16 protein-coding genes are annotated in these 15,094 nt (G+C 59.6%); 7 read left to right on the top strand and 9 right to left on the bottom strand.

Going from position 1 to position 15,094, the window contains the following annotated elements; translation table 11 throughout:
• Positions 1-45 precede the first annotated feature (45 nt).
• Both PFY00_RS07725 and PFY00_RS07720 read right to left on the bottom strand, forming a co-directional pair.
• Entirely contained in the window at positions 46-1,185 is a 1,140-nt protein-coding gene (locus tag PFY00_RS07725) for an acyl-CoA dehydrogenase family protein (RefSeq protein WP_271431962.1), read from the bottom strand.
• Positions 1,186-1,284: 99 nt separating this feature from the next.
• A complete protein-coding gene (locus tag PFY00_RS07720; RefSeq protein ID WP_271431961.1) occupies positions 1,285-2,424 on the bottom strand; it encodes a glycosyltransferase in 1,140 nt (379 codons plus the stop codon).
• Between the two features lie 140 nt (positions 2,425-2,564).
• Here PFY00_RS07720 and ccmE point away from each other — a divergent pair, with 140 nt between their 5' ends.
• Positions 2,565-3,014, top strand: a complete 450-nt coding sequence (gene ccmE / locus PFY00_RS07715) for a cytochrome c maturation protein CcmE (RefSeq protein WP_271431960.1) — start codon at positions 2,565-2,567, stop codon at positions 3,012-3,014.
• 151 nt (positions 3,015-3,165) lie between these two features.
• Here the strand turns inward: ccmE and mnmA are convergent, their stop codons facing one another.
• Positions 3,166-4,308 (bottom strand): tRNA 2-thiouridine(34) synthase MnmA, encoded by a 1,143-nt coding sequence (gene mnmA / locus PFY00_RS07710; RefSeq protein WP_271431959.1) that lies wholly within the window; start codon positions 4,306-4,308, stop codon positions 3,166-3,168.
• Positions 4,309-4,428: 120 nt separating this feature from the next.
• On the opposite strand from mnmA, the gene sciP reads away from it, so the two are divergent.
• The 5 genes from sciP to PFY00_RS07685 all read left to right on the top strand — a co-directional run bounded on the left by sciP (position 4,429) and on the right by PFY00_RS07685 (position 10,145).
• Positions 4,429-4,707: a CtrA inhibitor SciP gene (gene sciP, locus PFY00_RS07705; RefSeq protein WP_271431958.1), complete on the top strand. Its 279-nt coding sequence runs from the start codon at positions 4,429-4,431 to the stop codon at positions 4,705-4,707.
• 100 nt (positions 4,708-4,807) lie between these two features.
• Positions 4,808-5,524: a response regulator transcription factor CtrA gene (ctrA, locus tag PFY00_RS07700; protein ID WP_271431957.1), complete on the top strand. Its 717-nt coding sequence runs from the start codon at positions 4,808-4,810 to the stop codon at positions 5,522-5,524.
• Positions 5,525-5,664: 140 nt separating this feature from the next.
• The gene (gene ligA / locus PFY00_RS07695) at positions 5,665-7,794 is read left to right on the top strand and encodes an NAD-dependent DNA ligase LigA (protein WP_271431956.1); all 2,130 of its coding nucleotides are present in this window, start codon (positions 5,665-5,667) and stop codon (positions 7,792-7,794) included.
• Positions 7,791-9,881: an ATP-dependent DNA helicase RecG gene (recG, locus tag PFY00_RS07690; protein WP_271431955.1), complete on the top strand. Its 2,091-nt coding sequence runs from the start codon at positions 7,791-7,793 to the stop codon at positions 9,879-9,881. The genes ligA and recG overlap by 4 nt, the downstream gene beginning before the upstream one ends.
• A 141-nt stretch (positions 9,882-10,022) precedes the next feature.
• Positions 10,023-10,145 carry a hypothetical protein gene (locus tag PFY00_RS07685; protein WP_271431954.1) on the top strand — a complete coding sequence of 41 codons (123 nt, stop codon included), beginning with the start codon at positions 10,023-10,025 and terminating at the stop codon, positions 10,143-10,145.
• A 211-nt stretch (positions 10,146-10,356) separates the two neighbouring features.
• On the opposite strand, the gene PFY00_RS07680 is transcribed toward PFY00_RS07685, so the two are convergent.
• Positions 10,357-10,809, bottom strand: a complete 453-nt coding sequence (locus tag PFY00_RS07680; protein ID WP_271431953.1) for an iron-sulfur cluster assembly scaffold protein — start codon at positions 10,807-10,809, stop codon at positions 10,357-10,359.
• Between the two features lie 68 nt (positions 10,810-10,877).
• On the opposite strand from PFY00_RS07680, the gene hisI reads away from it, so the two are divergent.
• On the top strand, positions 10,878-11,240 hold the full coding sequence (hisI, locus tag PFY00_RS07675; protein WP_271431952.1) for a phosphoribosyl-AMP cyclohydrolase: 363 nt from the start codon (positions 10,878-10,880) through the stop codon (positions 11,238-11,240).
• A gap of 55 nt (positions 11,241-11,295) precedes the next feature.
• Here the strand turns inward: hisI and gluQRS are convergent, their stop codons facing one another.
• The 5 genes from gluQRS to PFY00_RS07650 form a co-directional block, all read right to left on the bottom strand.
• Positions 11,296-12,138, bottom strand: a complete 843-nt coding sequence (gluQRS, locus tag PFY00_RS07670; protein ID WP_271431951.1) for a tRNA glutamyl-Q(34) synthetase GluQRS — start codon at positions 12,136-12,138, stop codon at positions 11,296-11,298.
• Positions 12,135-12,740, bottom strand: a complete 606-nt coding sequence (locus tag PFY00_RS07665; RefSeq protein ID WP_271431950.1) for a class I SAM-dependent DNA methyltransferase — start codon at positions 12,738-12,740, stop codon at positions 12,135-12,137. The genes gluQRS and PFY00_RS07665 overlap by 4 nt, the downstream gene beginning before the upstream one ends.
• Before the next feature lie 13 nt (positions 12,741-12,753).
• Positions 12,754-14,118, bottom strand: coding sequence for a methylenetetrahydrofolate--tRNA-(uracil(54)-C(5))-methyltransferase (FADH(2)-oxidizing) TrmFO (gene trmFO / locus PFY00_RS07660; RefSeq protein ID WP_271431949.1), 1,365 nt, complete (start codon positions 14,116-14,118; stop codon positions 12,754-12,756).
• 189 nt (positions 14,119-14,307) lie between these two features.
• On the bottom strand, positions 14,308-14,847 hold the full coding sequence (locus PFY00_RS07655) for a GNAT family N-acetyltransferase (protein WP_271431948.1): 540 nt from the start codon (positions 14,845-14,847) through the stop codon (positions 14,308-14,310).
• A gap of 12 nt (positions 14,848-14,859) precedes the next feature.
• On the bottom strand, positions 14,860-15,087 hold the full coding sequence (locus PFY00_RS07650) for a YjhX family toxin (protein WP_333908203.1): 228 nt from the start codon (positions 15,085-15,087) through the stop codon (positions 14,860-14,862).
• Between the last annotated feature and the right edge of the window lie 7 nt (positions 15,088-15,094).

Here is a 15,094-nt window from a genome sequence, read left to right as displayed (position 1 = left end):
CAGGTTGGCCGATGTCAGGTGGCAAGTGTCATTGTGGGGTGACGTTCACCGCGCGAGCATCTGCCGTGCCACAATCAGGCGCATGATCTCATTGGTGCCTTCGAGGATCTGATGCACACGAAGATCACGTACCAGTTTCTCGATGCCGTAATCGGCAAGGTATCCGTAGCCGCCGTGCAATTGCAGGCATTGGTCGACGACCTTGCTGCCCGCTTCGGTCACGAACTTCTTGGCCATGGCACAGAACTTGGTGGCATCCGGCGCGCCGGTATCCAGTTTCCACGCGGCTTGCCGCAGGAAGGTGCGCGCCGCCTGCAATTCGATCTCCATATCCGCAAGCCGGAATTGCAGGGCCTGAAATTGGTCGATGCTTTTGCCAAAGGCCTTGCGCTCGGCCATATAGGCCAGCGTCGCATCCAGACCGGATTGCGCGGCGCCCAGCGAACAGGCGGCGATGTTCAGGCGCCCGCCATCCAATCCGGCCATGGCGTATTTGAAGCCTTGGCCTTCTTCGCCAATCATCATGTCATGAGGTGTTACGCAGTCGTCGAACTGAACCTGCGCGGTCGGCTGCGAACGCCAGCCCATCTTGTCTTCAAGCCCGCCAAAACTCAGACCTGCTGCGCCATCTTCGACGATGACCGTAGAAATCCCTTTTGGCCCGTCCTCGCCGGTCCGGCACATGACCACATAGGCATCAGAATAGCCGCCGCCTGAAATAAAGGCCTTTGTTCCGTTCAGCTTGTATCCTTCATTGGTCTTTTCCGCCCTTGTTTTCAGGGCCGCCGCATCCGATCCGGACCCGGGCTCTGTCAGGCAGTAACTCAGCACCATGTCCATGGTCAGAGCCTTTGGCAAAACGCGCGCCTTCAGATCGTCCGACCCGAAGCTGTCAATCATGCGTGCGCACATATTGTGGATCGACAGGAAGGCCGCGACCGAGGGGCATGCCATGGAGAGGGCTTCGAAAACCAAGGTCGCATCGAGCCGCGACAGTCCAGAGCCTCCGGATTCTTCGGATACATACAGCCCGCCAAAGCCCAGCTCGGCCAATTGCGGCCAGAGTGACTTGGGGATTGTTCCGTCGGCTTCCCACTGGCGCGCATAGGGTGCGATATGCTCCTGGCCAAAGGCCTGCGCCATGTCGAAGATGGCGGTTTGTTCTTCGGAAAGGGCAAAATCCATGGTGGTGCCTCCGGTCTGCGTGAATTGAACAGTTGTTCAGAATGTGCCGGAAGCGCGCGCGCCATGCAAGATGGCAGCGCCCATGGTTGCGCTAAAAGGTCAATCAGACCGCTTTGGTCCGTTCCGGATGACCGCTTCGACCCGTGCCAAACCTTGCGCATTGTCGAATTTGGCCTCGGCGGTTGCCCGTGCAGCGCGCGTCATGGCCGATCTATCCGGCATATCCAGAATCTGAGTGATCTTTGCAGCAAATCCGCTCTCATCCCATTCATCCACCAGCAATCCGTTCTGCCCGTCCTCCACGGCTTCGGGGATGCCGGCGTGCCGTGTCGACAGCGTGATGCAGCCGCAGGCCAGAGCCTCCTGTATCGCGGTGGGCAGACCTTCGGTGTTGCCGTTCTTGGCGGTGATGGAATGCTGTAGGAATACCTCGGTTTCGACCAGGTGATCACGAACTTCGGCATGGGGCAGGGCGCCGGTGAAGGTGACCTGTTCAGCCACGCCCAACTCTGCGGCCAGCGCGCGGCAGGTCTCCAGAAGCGGCCCGTCGCCGATAAAGGTCAGATGGGCGTCCCGGTCCTGCGCGGCCTTGGCAAAGGCGCGCAGCGTGATCTGAGGCGCTTTCTTTTCAACCATCCGTCCGACGGCGAGAAAACTGCCAGCGGTTTTGGCTCCGGGCGCAAAGCGGCGGATATCCACGCCAGAGGGCACCACATGCGCATTGGTGTGCGCAATTCCATGCGCTGCAAGGTTGTCGAGCAAAAACTGGCTGACCGAGAACATTCCCGCCAGTCGGGGCATCATCAACCGATAGGACCGAACCCGCTGACGCGATCGCAGCGCAGCTGATGCGTCTGTGCCGCGCCAATAGGTGTAGACCGGCAATCCCATGTCATTGCCGAGTTTGGCCAGAACCAGCGCCTGTGTCCCGAACTCAGCCAGGATCACGTCAACCTTCTGATCCTTCAGAAAGGTCATCAGGCGTTGGCGATTGTCTCCGAAGGGCAGCCGCGAGGTGCCGTGCAGGGCCGCGCCGGTCAGTGCTGCGAAGGGCGCCAGGATCTTGTCCTTGGCGCTCAGGGGGGCGCGGCGGGTAAACAGGGGCTTGCCCAGTGGATCCTGACCATTGTGGCGCCCGCAGATCACGGCCGTATTGCCGCCGAACATGTGTTCGATGTGACGGTTGATGAACGTCTCGCCCATCACGAAATAGTCCGATGTGGCGATGGCCACTTTCATCGCGCCGTCCTCTGATTTGCCCTTAGACTCGCCTTACCGTGCCTTGGACAGACTGCCAAGCTGTGACATTCCGCGCGGGCCTCTCCCCATTGGGCGTCATTTCGATTATATAGAGCGCAAAGCCTATGTAGGAGGGCCCCATGGCTCTGAAATCGCTCAAGAAACAGCGCCGGATTCAGGTGATTGCCCTCGCGGCGGTGGCGTTGGTGGTTTCGACTGCGCTGATCGGGTACGCGATGCGCGACGGGATCAATTTCTTCCGCTCGCCCAGTCAGGTCGTCGAAGAGCCGCCTCAGCCAAACGAAGTGTTCCGCATTGGCGGTCTCGTCGAAGAAGGCAGTCTGGTGCGCGGCGACGGCGAAACGATCCGGTTCAATGTGACCGACGGCGGTGCCGTGGTTCCGGTTACCTATACCGGCGTTCTGCCGGACCTTTTCGAGGAAAATCAGGGCATGGTCGGAACCGGGCGCTACGTAGATGGCGTTTTTGTTGCACAGGAAATCCTGGCACGGCACGACGAAACCTACATGCCCAAAGAGGTGGTGGATGCGCTCAAGGAACAGGGTGTGTATCAAGAACCCGGCAGCTGACCGCGAAACCTTGGCGGTCAATCTTCATTGATCGCCCCTCGCATGTGCTTCTTTGTGCTGCAAATATCCCGGGGGGCGCGGGGGGCTGGCCCCCCGGTTTCACGGTGCCCCTCTCGTATGCCGGTCCGCCAAGCTCTTGGGCGCTACACGATCAGTGTCCGCGCCAGATCCAGCCACCGCCGAAAATGCGTGATCCTTCGGGCGCGTAGAACACGCAGGCTTGACCGGGCGATACCCCTTCTTCGGGTGTCAGAAGTTCAACTTCGGCCTCGGTGTCCGACAGCGGGCGAATGATGGCGTCGCGTGGCGGGCGGGTTGATCTGACCTTCACGGCCAGATGCCATGCATCGCGCGATGTAAACGGCTCGTCTCCCAGCCAGTTGATTTCGCGCACCGGGATGGTACGGGTTGCCAGCATCTCTTTCGGACCAACGACCACTGTCTTTGTATCCACGTCCAGCTTGACCACGTAGAGCGGCTCAGACAGGCCGCCGATGCCCAGCCCGCGCCGCTGGCCAATGGTGTAGTGGATAACGCCGCGATGTGTGCCGAGCACCCGCCCGTCTGCATGTACGATCTCGCCGGGTTCGGCGGCGCCGGGGCGTAGCTTTTCAATCACGCCGGCGTAGTCGCCATCGGGCACAAAGCAAATATCCTGACTGTCCGGTTTGTCTGCAACGGCCAGACCGTATTTCGCGGCCAGCGCGCGGGTTGCGTCCTTGGTTGGCAGATGCCCCAGTGGGAAGCGTAGGAAAGACAGCTGTTCGGGGGTGGTCGAAAACAGAAAATAGCTCTGATCGCGGCCCGCATCGACGGCCGAGTGCAACTCGGGTCCATGGTCTCCGGTCTTGCGCTGAATATAGTGGCCCGTTGCCATGCAATCGGCCTCCAGATCCTTTGCGGTCTCCAGCAGGTCCTTGAACTTAACCCGCTCGTTGCAGCGGATGCAAGGCACCGGGGTTGCGCCGCCCAGATAGCTGTCTGCGAACTCTTCGATCACCGCATCGCGAAAGATATTCTCGTAATCCAGCACATAGTGCGGAAAGCCCATTTCCTCGGCCACGCGCCGCGCATCGTGAATGTCGATCCCGGCACAGCACGCACCTTTTTTGGCCAGGGCTGCGCCATGGTCATAGAGCTGCAGCGTCACGCCGACAACGTCATAGCCTTCGTCCTTTAGCTGTGCCGCGACAACTGAGCTGTCGACGCCACCGGACATGGCCACAACCACGCGGGTTTCGGCAGGGGCCTTGGGAAAGCCAAGGGAATTCAGCCTTTCGGCATCATAGGGCATTCAGTTCTCCGTGGAATTGTCCGGAAATATAGGAAAATCCGAAGCATTCTCAAGGGGGTGTTTTAGAGGCTGTTAAGCGCGCGCAGGCTTGATGTCATCAGCCAAAGGACGAGGGATAACATGTATCTCAAGAAAATTGACGGGCCGCGCGCGGTAAAACTGCCCAACGGCGGCCATCTGACACGGGCTGATCTGCCGCCACGCAACACACGCCGCTGGGTGGCATCGCGCAAGGCAACGGTCGTAAAAGCCGTGGAATATGGGCTGTTGCCAATGGAAGAAGCGCTGGAGCGCTATGGTCTGAGCGAAGAAGAACTGCAGTCATGGATGCAGGCCGCGACTCTGCATGGCGAAGAAGCGCTCAAAACCACCCAGATTCAGAAATTTAGACAACCTTAAGTTGATCGTTTGGTTTTTTCCACTACAGTAAGGAGGCGTTAACTAATTTCGAACAGGGTTCTTTTCAGTTCACGAACCACTCACTTTCCGGAGAACATCCATGCGCATTCTTTTGGTGGAAGATGATCCTACCACGGCAAAAAGTATCGAACTGATGCTCAGCCATGCCAACCTCAATGTCTATTCCACCGATCTTGGAGAAGAGGGCATCGATCTGGCGAAGCTTTATGATTACGATTTGATCCTTTTGGACCTCAATTTGCCCGATATGAACGGTTACGAAGTTCTGCGGCAGCTGCGGGTGGCGCGTATTGATACGCCGATCCTGATCCTGTCGGGCGAAGATGACACCGAAAACAAGATCAAGGGTTTTGGATTCGGCGCCGATGACTATCTGACCAAACCTTTCCACAGGGACGAATTGGTTGCGCGCATTCACGCCATCATTCGCCGTTCAAAGGGGCATTCCCAGTCCATCATACGAACAGGCAAAGTGGCGGTCAATCTGGATGCCAAAACAGTCGAAGTATCCGGAAAGCCGGTGCATTTGACCGGCAAGGAATATCAGATGCTTGAACTGCTCAGCCTGCGAAAGGGCACCACCCTGACCAAAGAGATGTTCTTGAATCATCTCTATGGCGGCATGGATGAACCTGAACTCAAGATCATCGATGTCTTTATTTGCAAGCTGCGCAAAAAGCTGTCCGAGGCGACAGGGGACGACAATTACATCGAAACGGTCTGGGGGCGTGGATATGTTCTGCGCGATCCCGATCCGGTTCACGACCAAAGCGGCAGACTGGCAGCCAGCGCCTGAAGAACAGCGGGAAACGGCGCAGAGCCTGTTTCCCGCACCCCCACCGGTCATTGAGGGGCTCGATCCTGCGCCAAAGACTGGACTGTACCCCGGCCCAAGCCTATCACTTCGCTTAACGCTGCGAACCGAGGGGGCGGGCCATGGAGCTGAAAGCCGTAGAGGAACTGACAGAGCAGGAGGCCGCCGCCGAACTGGCGCGTTTGGCGCAGGCTCTTTTGGCTGCGAACACGGCCTATCATACCAATGACGCCCCGGATCTGAGTGACGCTGACTACGATGCGCTGAAGAAGCGCAACGCTGCGATTGAAGCACGGTTCCCGACGCTCAAGCGCTCAGACAGCCCCAGCGACCAAGTCGGCGCCGCACCTGCCGAGGGTTTTTCCAAAGTCAGCCATGCGGTGCGCATGCTGTCCCTTTCCAATGCTTTCGAAGATGAAGACGTGGTTGACTTTGTGGCCTCGATCAAACGCTATCTGGGATTGGCCGAGTCGGCCCCGCTCGGGTTCACGGCTGAGCCGAAGATCGATGGTCTTTCATTGTCTTTGCGCTATGAGCAGGGGCGCCTTGTTCAGGCCGCCACGCGCGGCGATGGCGCTGAGGGCGAAAACGTCACGGCCAATGCCCTGACCATCGCGGACATCCCACATCGGATTGCTGACGCGCCCGATGTGCTGGAAGTGCGCGGCGAGGTTTACATGAGCCAAGTCGACTTTGAAAACCTCAACGCGCGCCAAGAGGCACGCGGTGGCAAACAGTTTGCCAATCCGCGGAACGCTGCAGCGGGTTCCTTGCGGCAGTTGGACTCTTCGATCACCCGTGATCGGCCTTTGCGTTTCTTTGCCTATTCATGGGGTGAACTGTCCGCCCCCTTGGCAGAAACGCAGATGGCCGCGATTGAACGGCTGGCTCATATGGGATTTCAGACCAATCCATTGACGGCGCTTTGTGAAACGACGGGCGCGATGATCGCGCAGTACCGCCTGATCGAGGAACGCAGGGCCACGCTGGGTTATGACATCGACGGTGTGGTCTACAAGGTTGACGATCTCGCGCTTCAGGCACGGCTTGGCTTCCGCTCGACAACGCCGCGCTGGGCAATCGCACACAAGTTCCCTGCTGAACTGGCCTGGACCACCCTTGAAGCCATCGACATTCAGGTGGGTCGAACCGGGGCCCTGAGCCCGGTTGCGCGACTGAACCCGGTCACGGTCGGGGGGGTGGTGGTGTCGAACGCCACATTGCACAACGAAGACTACATTGCTGGTATCGACGCCAAGGGTGTGCCGATCCGTCCCGATGAAAAGGGCGCGCCCAAGGACATCCGGGCAGGCGACTGGGTGCAGGTCTACCGCGCCGGTGACGTGATCCCCAAGGTTGCCGATGTTGATTTGTCAAAACGCCCTGCGGATAGTGTGCCTTATGCCTTTCCACAGCTCTGCCCCGAATGTGGATCGGATGCGATCCGCGAGGCAGGTGATGCGGTCCGGCGGTGTAGCGGCGGGCTGATTTGCCCGGCACAAGCGGTCGAAAAGCTCAAACATTTCGTGTCGCGCTCTGCCTTCGATATCGAAGGGTTGGGGGCCAAACAGGTTGAACAGTTCCATTCCGACGGCTGGATAGCCGAGCCTGCGGATATATTTACGCTCCGAGAACGCTTTGGCAGTGGGCTTCAACAGCTCAGGAACAAGGAAGGCTGGGGCGAAAAGTCAGCCGGGAACCTGTTCGATGCGATTGATACACGGCGCAAGATCGGGCTGGGCCGTCTCATCTTTGCGCTGGGCATTCGGCATGTGGGGGAGCAGGTGTCCAACCTTTTGGCCCGTCACTATGGCAACTGGACCAGTTTTGAAGCGGCGGTTGAACAGGCCGCGCCACTTGAGGGGCCGGCCTGGGATGATTTGCTGGCCATCGACGGCGTCGGCAGCGTGTTGGCGGAATCGCTGGTCTCGACCTTCAATCAGGATAACGAGCGCGCGGCCATTGACCGGTTGGTGGCCCATCTTGACGTTCAGGATGAAGAACGGCCCGACACCGATGGATCACCAGTGGCAGGCAAGACCGTGGTGTTCACCGGAACCTTGGAAAAGATGACCCGCGCCGAGGCCAAAGCACGCGCCGAGAGCCTTGGGGCCAAGGTGTCTGGCTCGGTTTCGGCCAAGACCGATATCGTCGTGGCGGGCCCGGGCGCGGGCAGTAAAGAAAAGAAGGCCCGCGATCTCGGCCTGACCATTCTGGACGAAGACGGCTGGTTGGAGCTGATCGGCGGATGAGCGGGCGGCCCGAACCACTCTGGCCGCTGTTTGCGGACATCAAGGGGTTGGACGGGATCGGCCCCAAGACCGCGACCGCGCTGGAGCATCTGGATGTGCTGGCACCGCGTGATTTGCTTTATACCTTGCCCTATTCGGTGATTGACCGCCGGCTTCGCGACACGGTTCAGGGGGCCGATCTGCCGGGGATCGTGACGGTGCGGGCGCAGATTGGCCAGCACAGGGCCCCGCGCAGCCGGGGGGGCGCATACCGGATCGAAGCAGATGATGCAGCAACGCGGTTTCAGATCGTGTTCTTTCATGCCCGCGATGAATACCTGCGGCGGGTTTTGCCCAGTGGGCAAACACGGGTGATTTCAGGGCGTGTCGAATTGTTCGACAGCGTTCCGCAGATGGTACACCCCGATCATATCCTGCGCGACGATGACATCGCCGATCTGCCTGAGTTTGAGCCTGTTTATCCGCTGACATCGGGCGTGACTCAAAAGCTGATGGTCAAGGCCGTCGCCGATGCCTTGACCCGCGTGCCAGAGTTGCCCGAGTGGATTGATCCATCCCAGCGTGAGCAGGAAGGCTGGCCCACATGGGCCGAGGCGATACGCGAGGCACATCACCCGCAGGGGCAGGGCGATCTGGCAGCCACCGCTCCGATCCGGGCGAGGCTGGCCTATGATGAACTGATGGCACATCAGTTGACGCTGGCTCTGGCGCGGGCGGACCGGCGCAAGATCAGCGGGATCGTGTCCACGGGCGATGGTCGCTTGCGGGCAAAGGTTTTGTCGCAGCTGCCCTACAAGCCAACGGGTGCGCAGCTGCGCGCCATGGACGAGATCGCGGCTGACATGGCGGATCCGGACCGGATGAACCGTTTGTTGCAGGGCGATGTGGGGGCTGGCAAAACACTGGTGGCCTTCATGGCACTTCTCGTCGCGGTCGAGGCCGGCGGCCAGGGCGTTATGATGGCGCCGACGGAGATCCTGGCGCGCCAGCATTTGGAGGGTCTGCAACCCTTGGCCGAAGAGGCGGGCGTGGTGCTCGAGCTGCTGACAGGGCGCGACAAGGGTGCGGAACGCCGGGCCAAACTGGCAGCACTGGAACGCGGTGACATCCAGATTTTGGTGGGCACGCATGCTGTGTTTCAAAAAGACGTGGCTTTTTCTGACCTGCGTCTGGCTATCGTGGACGAACAACATCGCTTTGGCGTTCGGCAACGGCTGGAGCTCGGGAAAAAGGGGCAGGGGGCGGACGTTCTGGTCATGACCGCAACGCCGATCCCCAGATCCCTGTCATTGGCGCAATATGGCGACATGGATGTCTCGGTGTTGGACGAAAAACCGCCCGGGCGCAAACCCGTCAAGACTGCCCTCGTGTCGACTGAACGGATGGACGAGGTCGTGGACCATCTGCGCCGCGCGGTAGCCGAGGGCAGACAGGCCTATTGGGTTTGCCCTTTGGTTGAAGAAAGCGAAGTGTCCGACCTGATCGCGGCCGAAGCGCGGTTCAAACGGTTGCGGGCCGCGCTGGGCGAAGGGGTTGTCGGGCTGGTTCACGGACAAATGCCGCCTGCGGAAAAAGACGCGGCCATGGCGGATTTCGTGGCTGGCAAAACCTCGGTTCTGGTGGCCACAACGGTCATCGAAGTGGGTGTCAACGTGCCTAACGCTTCGATCATGGTGATCGAGCGCGCCGAGACCTTTGGTCTGGCACAGTTGCACCAGTTGCGTGGACGTGTCGGGCGCGGAGAAGCGGAGAGTACCTGTCTGCTGATGTATCAGTCTCCGCTTTCGGAAACCGGATCGCGCCGGCTGACTACCCTTCGCGAAACCGAAGACGGATTTCGGATCGCTGAGGTTGACCTTGAAATGCGCGGGGCAGGTGATCTGATCGGAACGGCCCAATCGGGGTTGCCGCGGTTCAAGATCGCAGATCTGGAGCGGCAGGCCGCGCTGATGGCCGTTGCCCAAAGCGACGCGCGCGCGCTTTTGGAACAGGATCCCGGTCTGAGCAGCGAACGCGGCAAAGCGGCCCGTTTGTTGCTGTGGCTCATGCGTCAGGACGAAGCAATTCGTCTGATCGGAGTGGGCTGAGCCGCGCAATTGACCGCTGTTTGTTCCTGCCGCGTTCTATAAAAATCCATTTTGTTCGCTTTTGTTCTCAAAAAGTTCTTTACACGGCGTTAAGGATATGAGAACAAAGGTGCAACACGAAGGAAGGCAACGGAGCGCACCATGATCGAGACAGTGAAATCAGCACTAGCCCGTCAGAACGGTACACTCTGGCAAGATGCTCTGGGCGCAACGGCGCTGATGGTCATTCTTGTCGGCGCGCTGCACCTGCCCACCATCGTCTGAGGTTTCAATTTCTGCCTGCGTTTTTCATCCCGGGCGTTGCGTATCACCTGTCCCGATACGCTGCCTGTCCCCAGCTTGGCCTGCCTGATCGCCAAGCGCCCCGGGATCAAACAAGACGCGTCACTGCCCGCCGCCTTCCATACGGAAGCGCGGCGGTTTTTTTTGCATTGGTGGCGATGTGCAGGCAAACAGGCGCGAAGCCGAAAACCCGCTAGGCGCTATGCGCGCTTTCGCTCTGCCGGGCCGCTTCGCTTGCGGCCTCAAGAGCGAGCAGGATGGAAGCGTGTCGATTCTTGTAAGCCTGCGCCGGGCGCAGCACTTCGAGGCCGTCGAAGGGGGCGGGTGGTGTGGGGCCGTCTTCTTTGAGCATCGCGCGAAGTGCGTCGCGGGCCTGCTCGATCTGCTCGGCGGTGCAACCGACAATGGCAGAACCGACAACCGATGCTGCCGCTTGCCCCAAAGCGCAGGCTTTGACGTCCTGACCAAATTCCGAAACCTGTCCGTCGATCATGGTCAGGTCAACAGTGACGGTTGACCCACACAGAGGCGAGCGTTTCTTGACGGTGGCACCGGGCGCATCAAGACGTGACAGGTGCGGGATATCCGCAGCCAGTTCAAGAATTTTGCCCGAGTAGAGCTTGATCAGGTCGTTCTCGCCAGACATGGCTTTTCCTTTTCCGTGCTGCCCCATACATAGGCGTTCAGACACACGGTTCAAAAAGGTTTTTGCATATGTCCTTCGATCCTTCGACTTTGGTCTATAACGACCGTGGGCTGATCCCCTGTATTGCGCAGGCCGAGGGCACCGGCGAGGTCTTGATGATGGCCTGGATGAATGCCGAGGCGGTTGCGAAAACGCTGGAAACGGGGCGCGTGACCTATTGGTCGCGGTCGCGACAGTCTTTTTGGATCAAGGGTGAAACATCGGGCCACACGCAGGAACTGGTTGATCTGCGGGTGGATTGCGATCGCGATTGTCTGTTGGCCGTGGTCCGTCAGGAGGGGGCGGCCTGTCACACCAACCGCCGATCGTGTTTCTACACTTCCGTCGTGGGAGATGAGGAAACCGAACTGATGGCGCCAATGCCGGTATGACCCCCGGGGCTCTGCCCCGGACCCCGGAGTATTTTATCAAAGAAGAAGACGTGGGTTATAGCCCGACCAGTCTGCGGACGTCCTGTGGCGTGGCACCATCGGCGCGGTAGGTGGCAATAGCGCGAGCGTCGTCGCGTTTGGCAAGGCGTTTGCCAGACTCGTCCCGGATCAAGCGGTGGTGGTGGTAGGTTACCGCGGGCAGGCCCATGTCCCATTGGAAAAAGCATTGGATGTAGCTGGCGGTGAACAGATCTTCGCCGCGCACCACATGGGTGATCTCGGTTGCCGCGTCGTCCAGTACCACGGAAAAGTTGTATGAGGCGGCCATTCCGGGGCGTGCGAGCACAGGATCGCCAACGCAGGACTTGAGGTATTGCCCTGTAATTTGGTGATCGCCCGTGTGATCTGGTCCGGTTTCGTGAAATGACGGCATTTTTGCTCCGCAGGCCATATCGAGGTTCAAACGAAGCGCATCCCCCGATTGCCTGTCTTCAAACCGCCGGTGGCGGCACGTGCCGGGATAGATCGGACCATCGGGGCCATGAGAGGGCACGCCTTCCTGCTGGGCAGAGGCTGCCGCCTCTATGTCGCGGCGCTTGCAAGAACAGGGATAGACCGCGCCCTTGCGCGACAGTCTTTCGAGGGCATGCCGATAGTCGTCAAAATGATCTGACTGTCGGCGCACCGGGCCATCCCAAGTGATGCCCAGCCAGCGCAGATCATCGTAGATCTGATTTTCCCAATGCGCGCGGGCGCGGCTTTGGTCCAGATCGTCGATGCGCAGCAAAAAGCGGCCGCCGGCCGCCCGTGCCATACCATGGGCCAGCAATGCGCTATAGGCGTGGCCCAGGTGCAAAGGGCCAGTTGGGGATGGTGCAAACCGTGTGGTGAAAGTCACGTTTTTTCAAGCACGTATACTGTGGAGTTCATGTCTCGGGCAGGCAGGTGTGGTCCGTGTTCGCGGGTGAGTTCCTGCACCCGTCCCGACGCGATCAACGCGTCAACCCGTGCCTGATAGCCCGGGTCTTCGAGCGTGTGATCGTTGAAAGAAAAGACCGTCAGGCCGCCGCTTTCAAGAGCATCGAGAATGCGATCGAGCACTTCAAGCGGCGCCGCGCCGGAGCCGATGACCCCGATCGCGGCAATGGCCGCATAGCCACCCGGGAGCGAGTCGCCAGCGCCGATTTGGCTCAGGTTGCGGTAAACGTCCTTGTCCCGGGCCTGTTCCAGCATGCCGGGCGATAAATCGCAGCCGTCGATTGCCTGAAACCCGGCGAGCTTCAGCGCAAGCCCGGACAGGCCAGTGCCACATCCAAAATCGAGGATCGACATGCTTGGGTCGCTCGTGGCGCTGTAGAGTGCCTTGGCGCAGCGTTCCGGCGTGACATAGCCATTCTCGGCCACCTCTGCTTCGTAGCTTTTCGACCAGGCGTCATAGAGCGCGCGGGTCTCGTCGGCGCTGCGGGCGCTGTAGACTTTATCGAGAAAGGCATCGGTCATACCGACAGCCTGCCTATTCTGCCGCAGCGCCGTCAAGCCTTTGTTGTGCCAACCAGTCGGACCATGCGGCCTTGGCGCGGTCCGTATAGGCTTTGTAGCGATCCTTGCGGCCGCGACGCCCGCCCTTGAGCCCATCGACCGGGCGAAAGAGGCCAAAGTTCACATTCATCGGCTGGAACGTCTTGGCTTCGGCGCCACCGGTGATGTGATGGATCAGTGCACCATGGGCCGTATCCTGCGGGACTTCGGGCAGGGGCGCACCGGTGAGTTCAGCGGCGGCCATGCGGCCCGCCAGAAGACCCATGGCGGCGCTTTCGACATAGCCTTCGACGCCTGTGACTTGCCCGGCAAAGCGGATGTTGGGCTTTGACCGCAGACGCATCTGCGCATCCAGCAGTGTGGGGCTGTTCAGAAAGGTGTTACGGTGAATGCCGCCAAGGCGGGCAAAACCGGCATCCTGCAGGCCCGGAATCATTTTGAAAACAGCCGTTTGCGCGCCGTACTTCATCTTAGTCTGGAAGCCCACGATGTTGTAGAGCGTGCCAAGCGCATTGTCGCGGCGAAGTTGGACCACGGCCCAGGGTTTCACATCGGGTGCATGTGGATTGGTCAGCCCCACAGGTTTCATCGGCCCGTGGCGCAGGGTTTCGCGGCCGCGTTCAGCCATGACTTCGATCGGCAGGCAGCCGTCGAAATACCCGGCGGTTTCGCCCTCGTGAAACTCGGTCTTGTCGGCCGCCAGAAGCGCGTCGATAAAGGCCTCGTACTGGTCCTTGGTCATGGGGCAGTTGATATAGGCTTTTTGCTCTTCTTCGGTCTCGCCCTTGTCATAGCGCGATTGCAGCCATGCGGTGCTCATGTCGATGCTGTCGGCATAGACGATCGGGGCGATGGCATCGAAAAACGCAAGTCTGTCTGTGCCGGTCTCTTGCTGGATGGCTGCGCCCAAATCCGGAGAGGTCAGTGGGCCGGTGGCAAAGATCCACGTGCCTTGATCCGGCAGATCGGTGACTTCGTCATAGCTGATGCGCACGTTCGGATGGGCGTGCAGCGCGGCGGTCACCGCTTCGGCAAAGGCTTCTCGGTCCACCGCTAAAGCGCCCCCGGCGGGCAAACGATGTGCGTGGGCCGTGCGCATGATCAGCCCGCCTGCCTGCATCATTTCCCAATGCAGCAGGCCCACGGCGTTCTGTTCATCATCGTCCGAGCGGAAGGAGTTGGAACAGACCATCTCGCCCAGATTTCCGGTCTGGTGGGCAAAGGTTTCGACCTTGGGGCGCATCTCGTGGATCACGACCCTAACGCCCATGTTTGCAGCCTGCCAGGCCGCCTCGGACCCGGCCATGCCGCCGCCGACGATGTGGAGTTCTTGTGTCATGAGGTGGGAGGTAGTGAAACAGCGGCCCAGAAGCAAGCTGTGCGTGTTATTGGCAGTGGGCGTTTTTGCGATTTGCAGCGAAAGACTAGTTTGAGCCCAGTTCGTCTTATGCTGCACACCGCATGAATGGCAGCTTTGAGAAAGACATCCGGGAAGGTTCCCGGATGCCTCTCGTCCCAAATTAGCAGATTACCATAGGTCTGGATTGCTGAGTGCCGCAACGCAGCTGGACGCACCCTTGAGCGGGTCGAGCGGCCGACTTGTCAGCGATTGCCCAAGCCAACCTTCAGGGTATGCCAGCGGCAAGGGTGGCGGCGCCACGGCTGGGGAGATCTGCTCGAACCCAACCCTTGAGTAGAAGTTGATGTCGCCATAGGTCAGCGCAACGTCGACCCCGTTTCGACGCAACTCATTCAGGCCGAATATTAGCAACTTCTGCCCGATCCCTTTGCCCTGGTGTTCGGTGGCCACGGCCATTGGCGAGAGAATGAAAACTATGCGCTCGTCTTCCGTGTAGGTCATGCGCGAAAAAATCGCCGATCCGGCGAGCTTATCTTCTTCAAGAGCGCAGAAGACAAAGATGTCCGGCGTCTCCACCGTGGCCAGCATCCGTTCCACCAGCGCACCGATCAGCTCACCTTCCTCAGCTCCTTCGGAGTTTGTGAAGGTTGATCGGAAAAGATCTGTGATTTCGCCAGTTCGATCCAGGTAAGTCGTCGTAAACTCCATGATATGTTCCTTTCATCGTTGGTTAAGCTGGGCTCGCACGGCTTTGATGCCTTGCCGCGATACGCGATACGGCTTGCCATTCTGCGAGCGGATGAAGCGCCGTTTCTTGAGGCGAAGAAATACGTCGAAGGTGCAGTCCGCCAGGACATGACCATCGCGTGTGAAACAAGTTACAGCGTGTATCTTGCCGTTATCACACCGTTCGTGATGGATGGCTCCACCAAGGGCGAGTTCGTGCAAAACACGC

Source organism: Thalassococcus lentus (genome assembly GCF_028023555.1).
In the GTDB taxonomy this organism is placed as follows: Bacteria; Pseudomonadota; Alphaproteobacteria; order Rhodobacterales; family Rhodobacteraceae; genus Thalassococcus_A; species Thalassococcus_A lentus.
The sequence above is the reverse complement of the archived record's forward strand: the minus strand, read 5'-3'. Positions and strand labels throughout refer to the sequence as shown.

What these genes read in the sequence shown, in the direction of transcription:
- PFY00_RS07725 (WP_271431962.1), bottom strand. Translation starts at nt 1,185, where the DNA reads ATGGATTTTGCCCTTTCCGAAGAACAAACCGCCATCTTCGACATGGCG.
- PFY00_RS07720 (WP_271431961.1), bottom strand. Translation starts at nt 2,424, where the DNA reads ATGAAAGTGGCCATCGCCACATCGGACTATTTCGTGATGGGCGAGACG.
- ccmE (WP_271431960.1), top strand. Translation starts at nt 2,565, where the DNA reads ATGGCTCTGAAATCGCTCAAGAAACAGCGCCGGATTCAGGTGATTGCC.
- mnmA (WP_271431959.1), bottom strand. Translation starts at nt 4,308, where the DNA reads ATGCCCTATGATGCCGAAAGGCTGAATTCCCTTGGCTTTCCCAAGGCC.
- sciP (WP_271431958.1), top strand. Translation starts at nt 4,429, where the DNA reads ATGTATCTCAAGAAAATTGACGGGCCGCGCGCGGTAAAACTGCCCAAC.
- ctrA (WP_271431957.1), top strand. Translation starts at nt 4,808, where the DNA reads ATGCGCATTCTTTTGGTGGAAGATGATCCTACCACGGCAAAAAGTATC.
- ligA (WP_271431956.1), top strand. Translation starts at nt 5,665, where the DNA reads ATGGAGCTGAAAGCCGTAGAGGAACTGACAGAGCAGGAGGCCGCCGCC.
- recG (WP_271431955.1), top strand. Translation starts at nt 7,791, where the DNA reads ATGAGCGGGCGGCCCGAACCACTCTGGCCGCTGTTTGCGGACATCAAG.
- PFY00_RS07685 (WP_271431954.1), top strand. Translation starts at nt 10,023, where the DNA reads ATGATCGAGACAGTGAAATCAGCACTAGCCCGTCAGAACGGTACACTC.
- PFY00_RS07680 (WP_271431953.1), bottom strand. Translation starts at nt 10,809, where the DNA reads ATGTCTGGCGAGAACGACCTGATCAAGCTCTACTCGGGCAAAATTCTT.
- hisI (WP_271431952.1), top strand. Translation starts at nt 10,878, where the DNA reads ATGTCCTTCGATCCTTCGACTTTGGTCTATAACGACCGTGGGCTGATC.
- PFY00_RS07665 (WP_271431950.1), bottom strand. Translation starts at nt 12,740, where the DNA reads ATGACCGATGCCTTTCTCGATAAAGTCTACAGCGCCCGCAGCGCCGAC.
- trmFO (WP_271431949.1), bottom strand. Translation starts at nt 14,118, where the DNA reads ATGACACAAGAACTCCACATCGTCGGCGGCGGCATGGCCGGGTCCGAG.
- PFY00_RS07655 (WP_271431948.1), bottom strand. Translation starts at nt 14,847, where the DNA reads ATGGAGTTTACGACGACTTACCTGGATCGAACTGGCGAAATCACAGAT.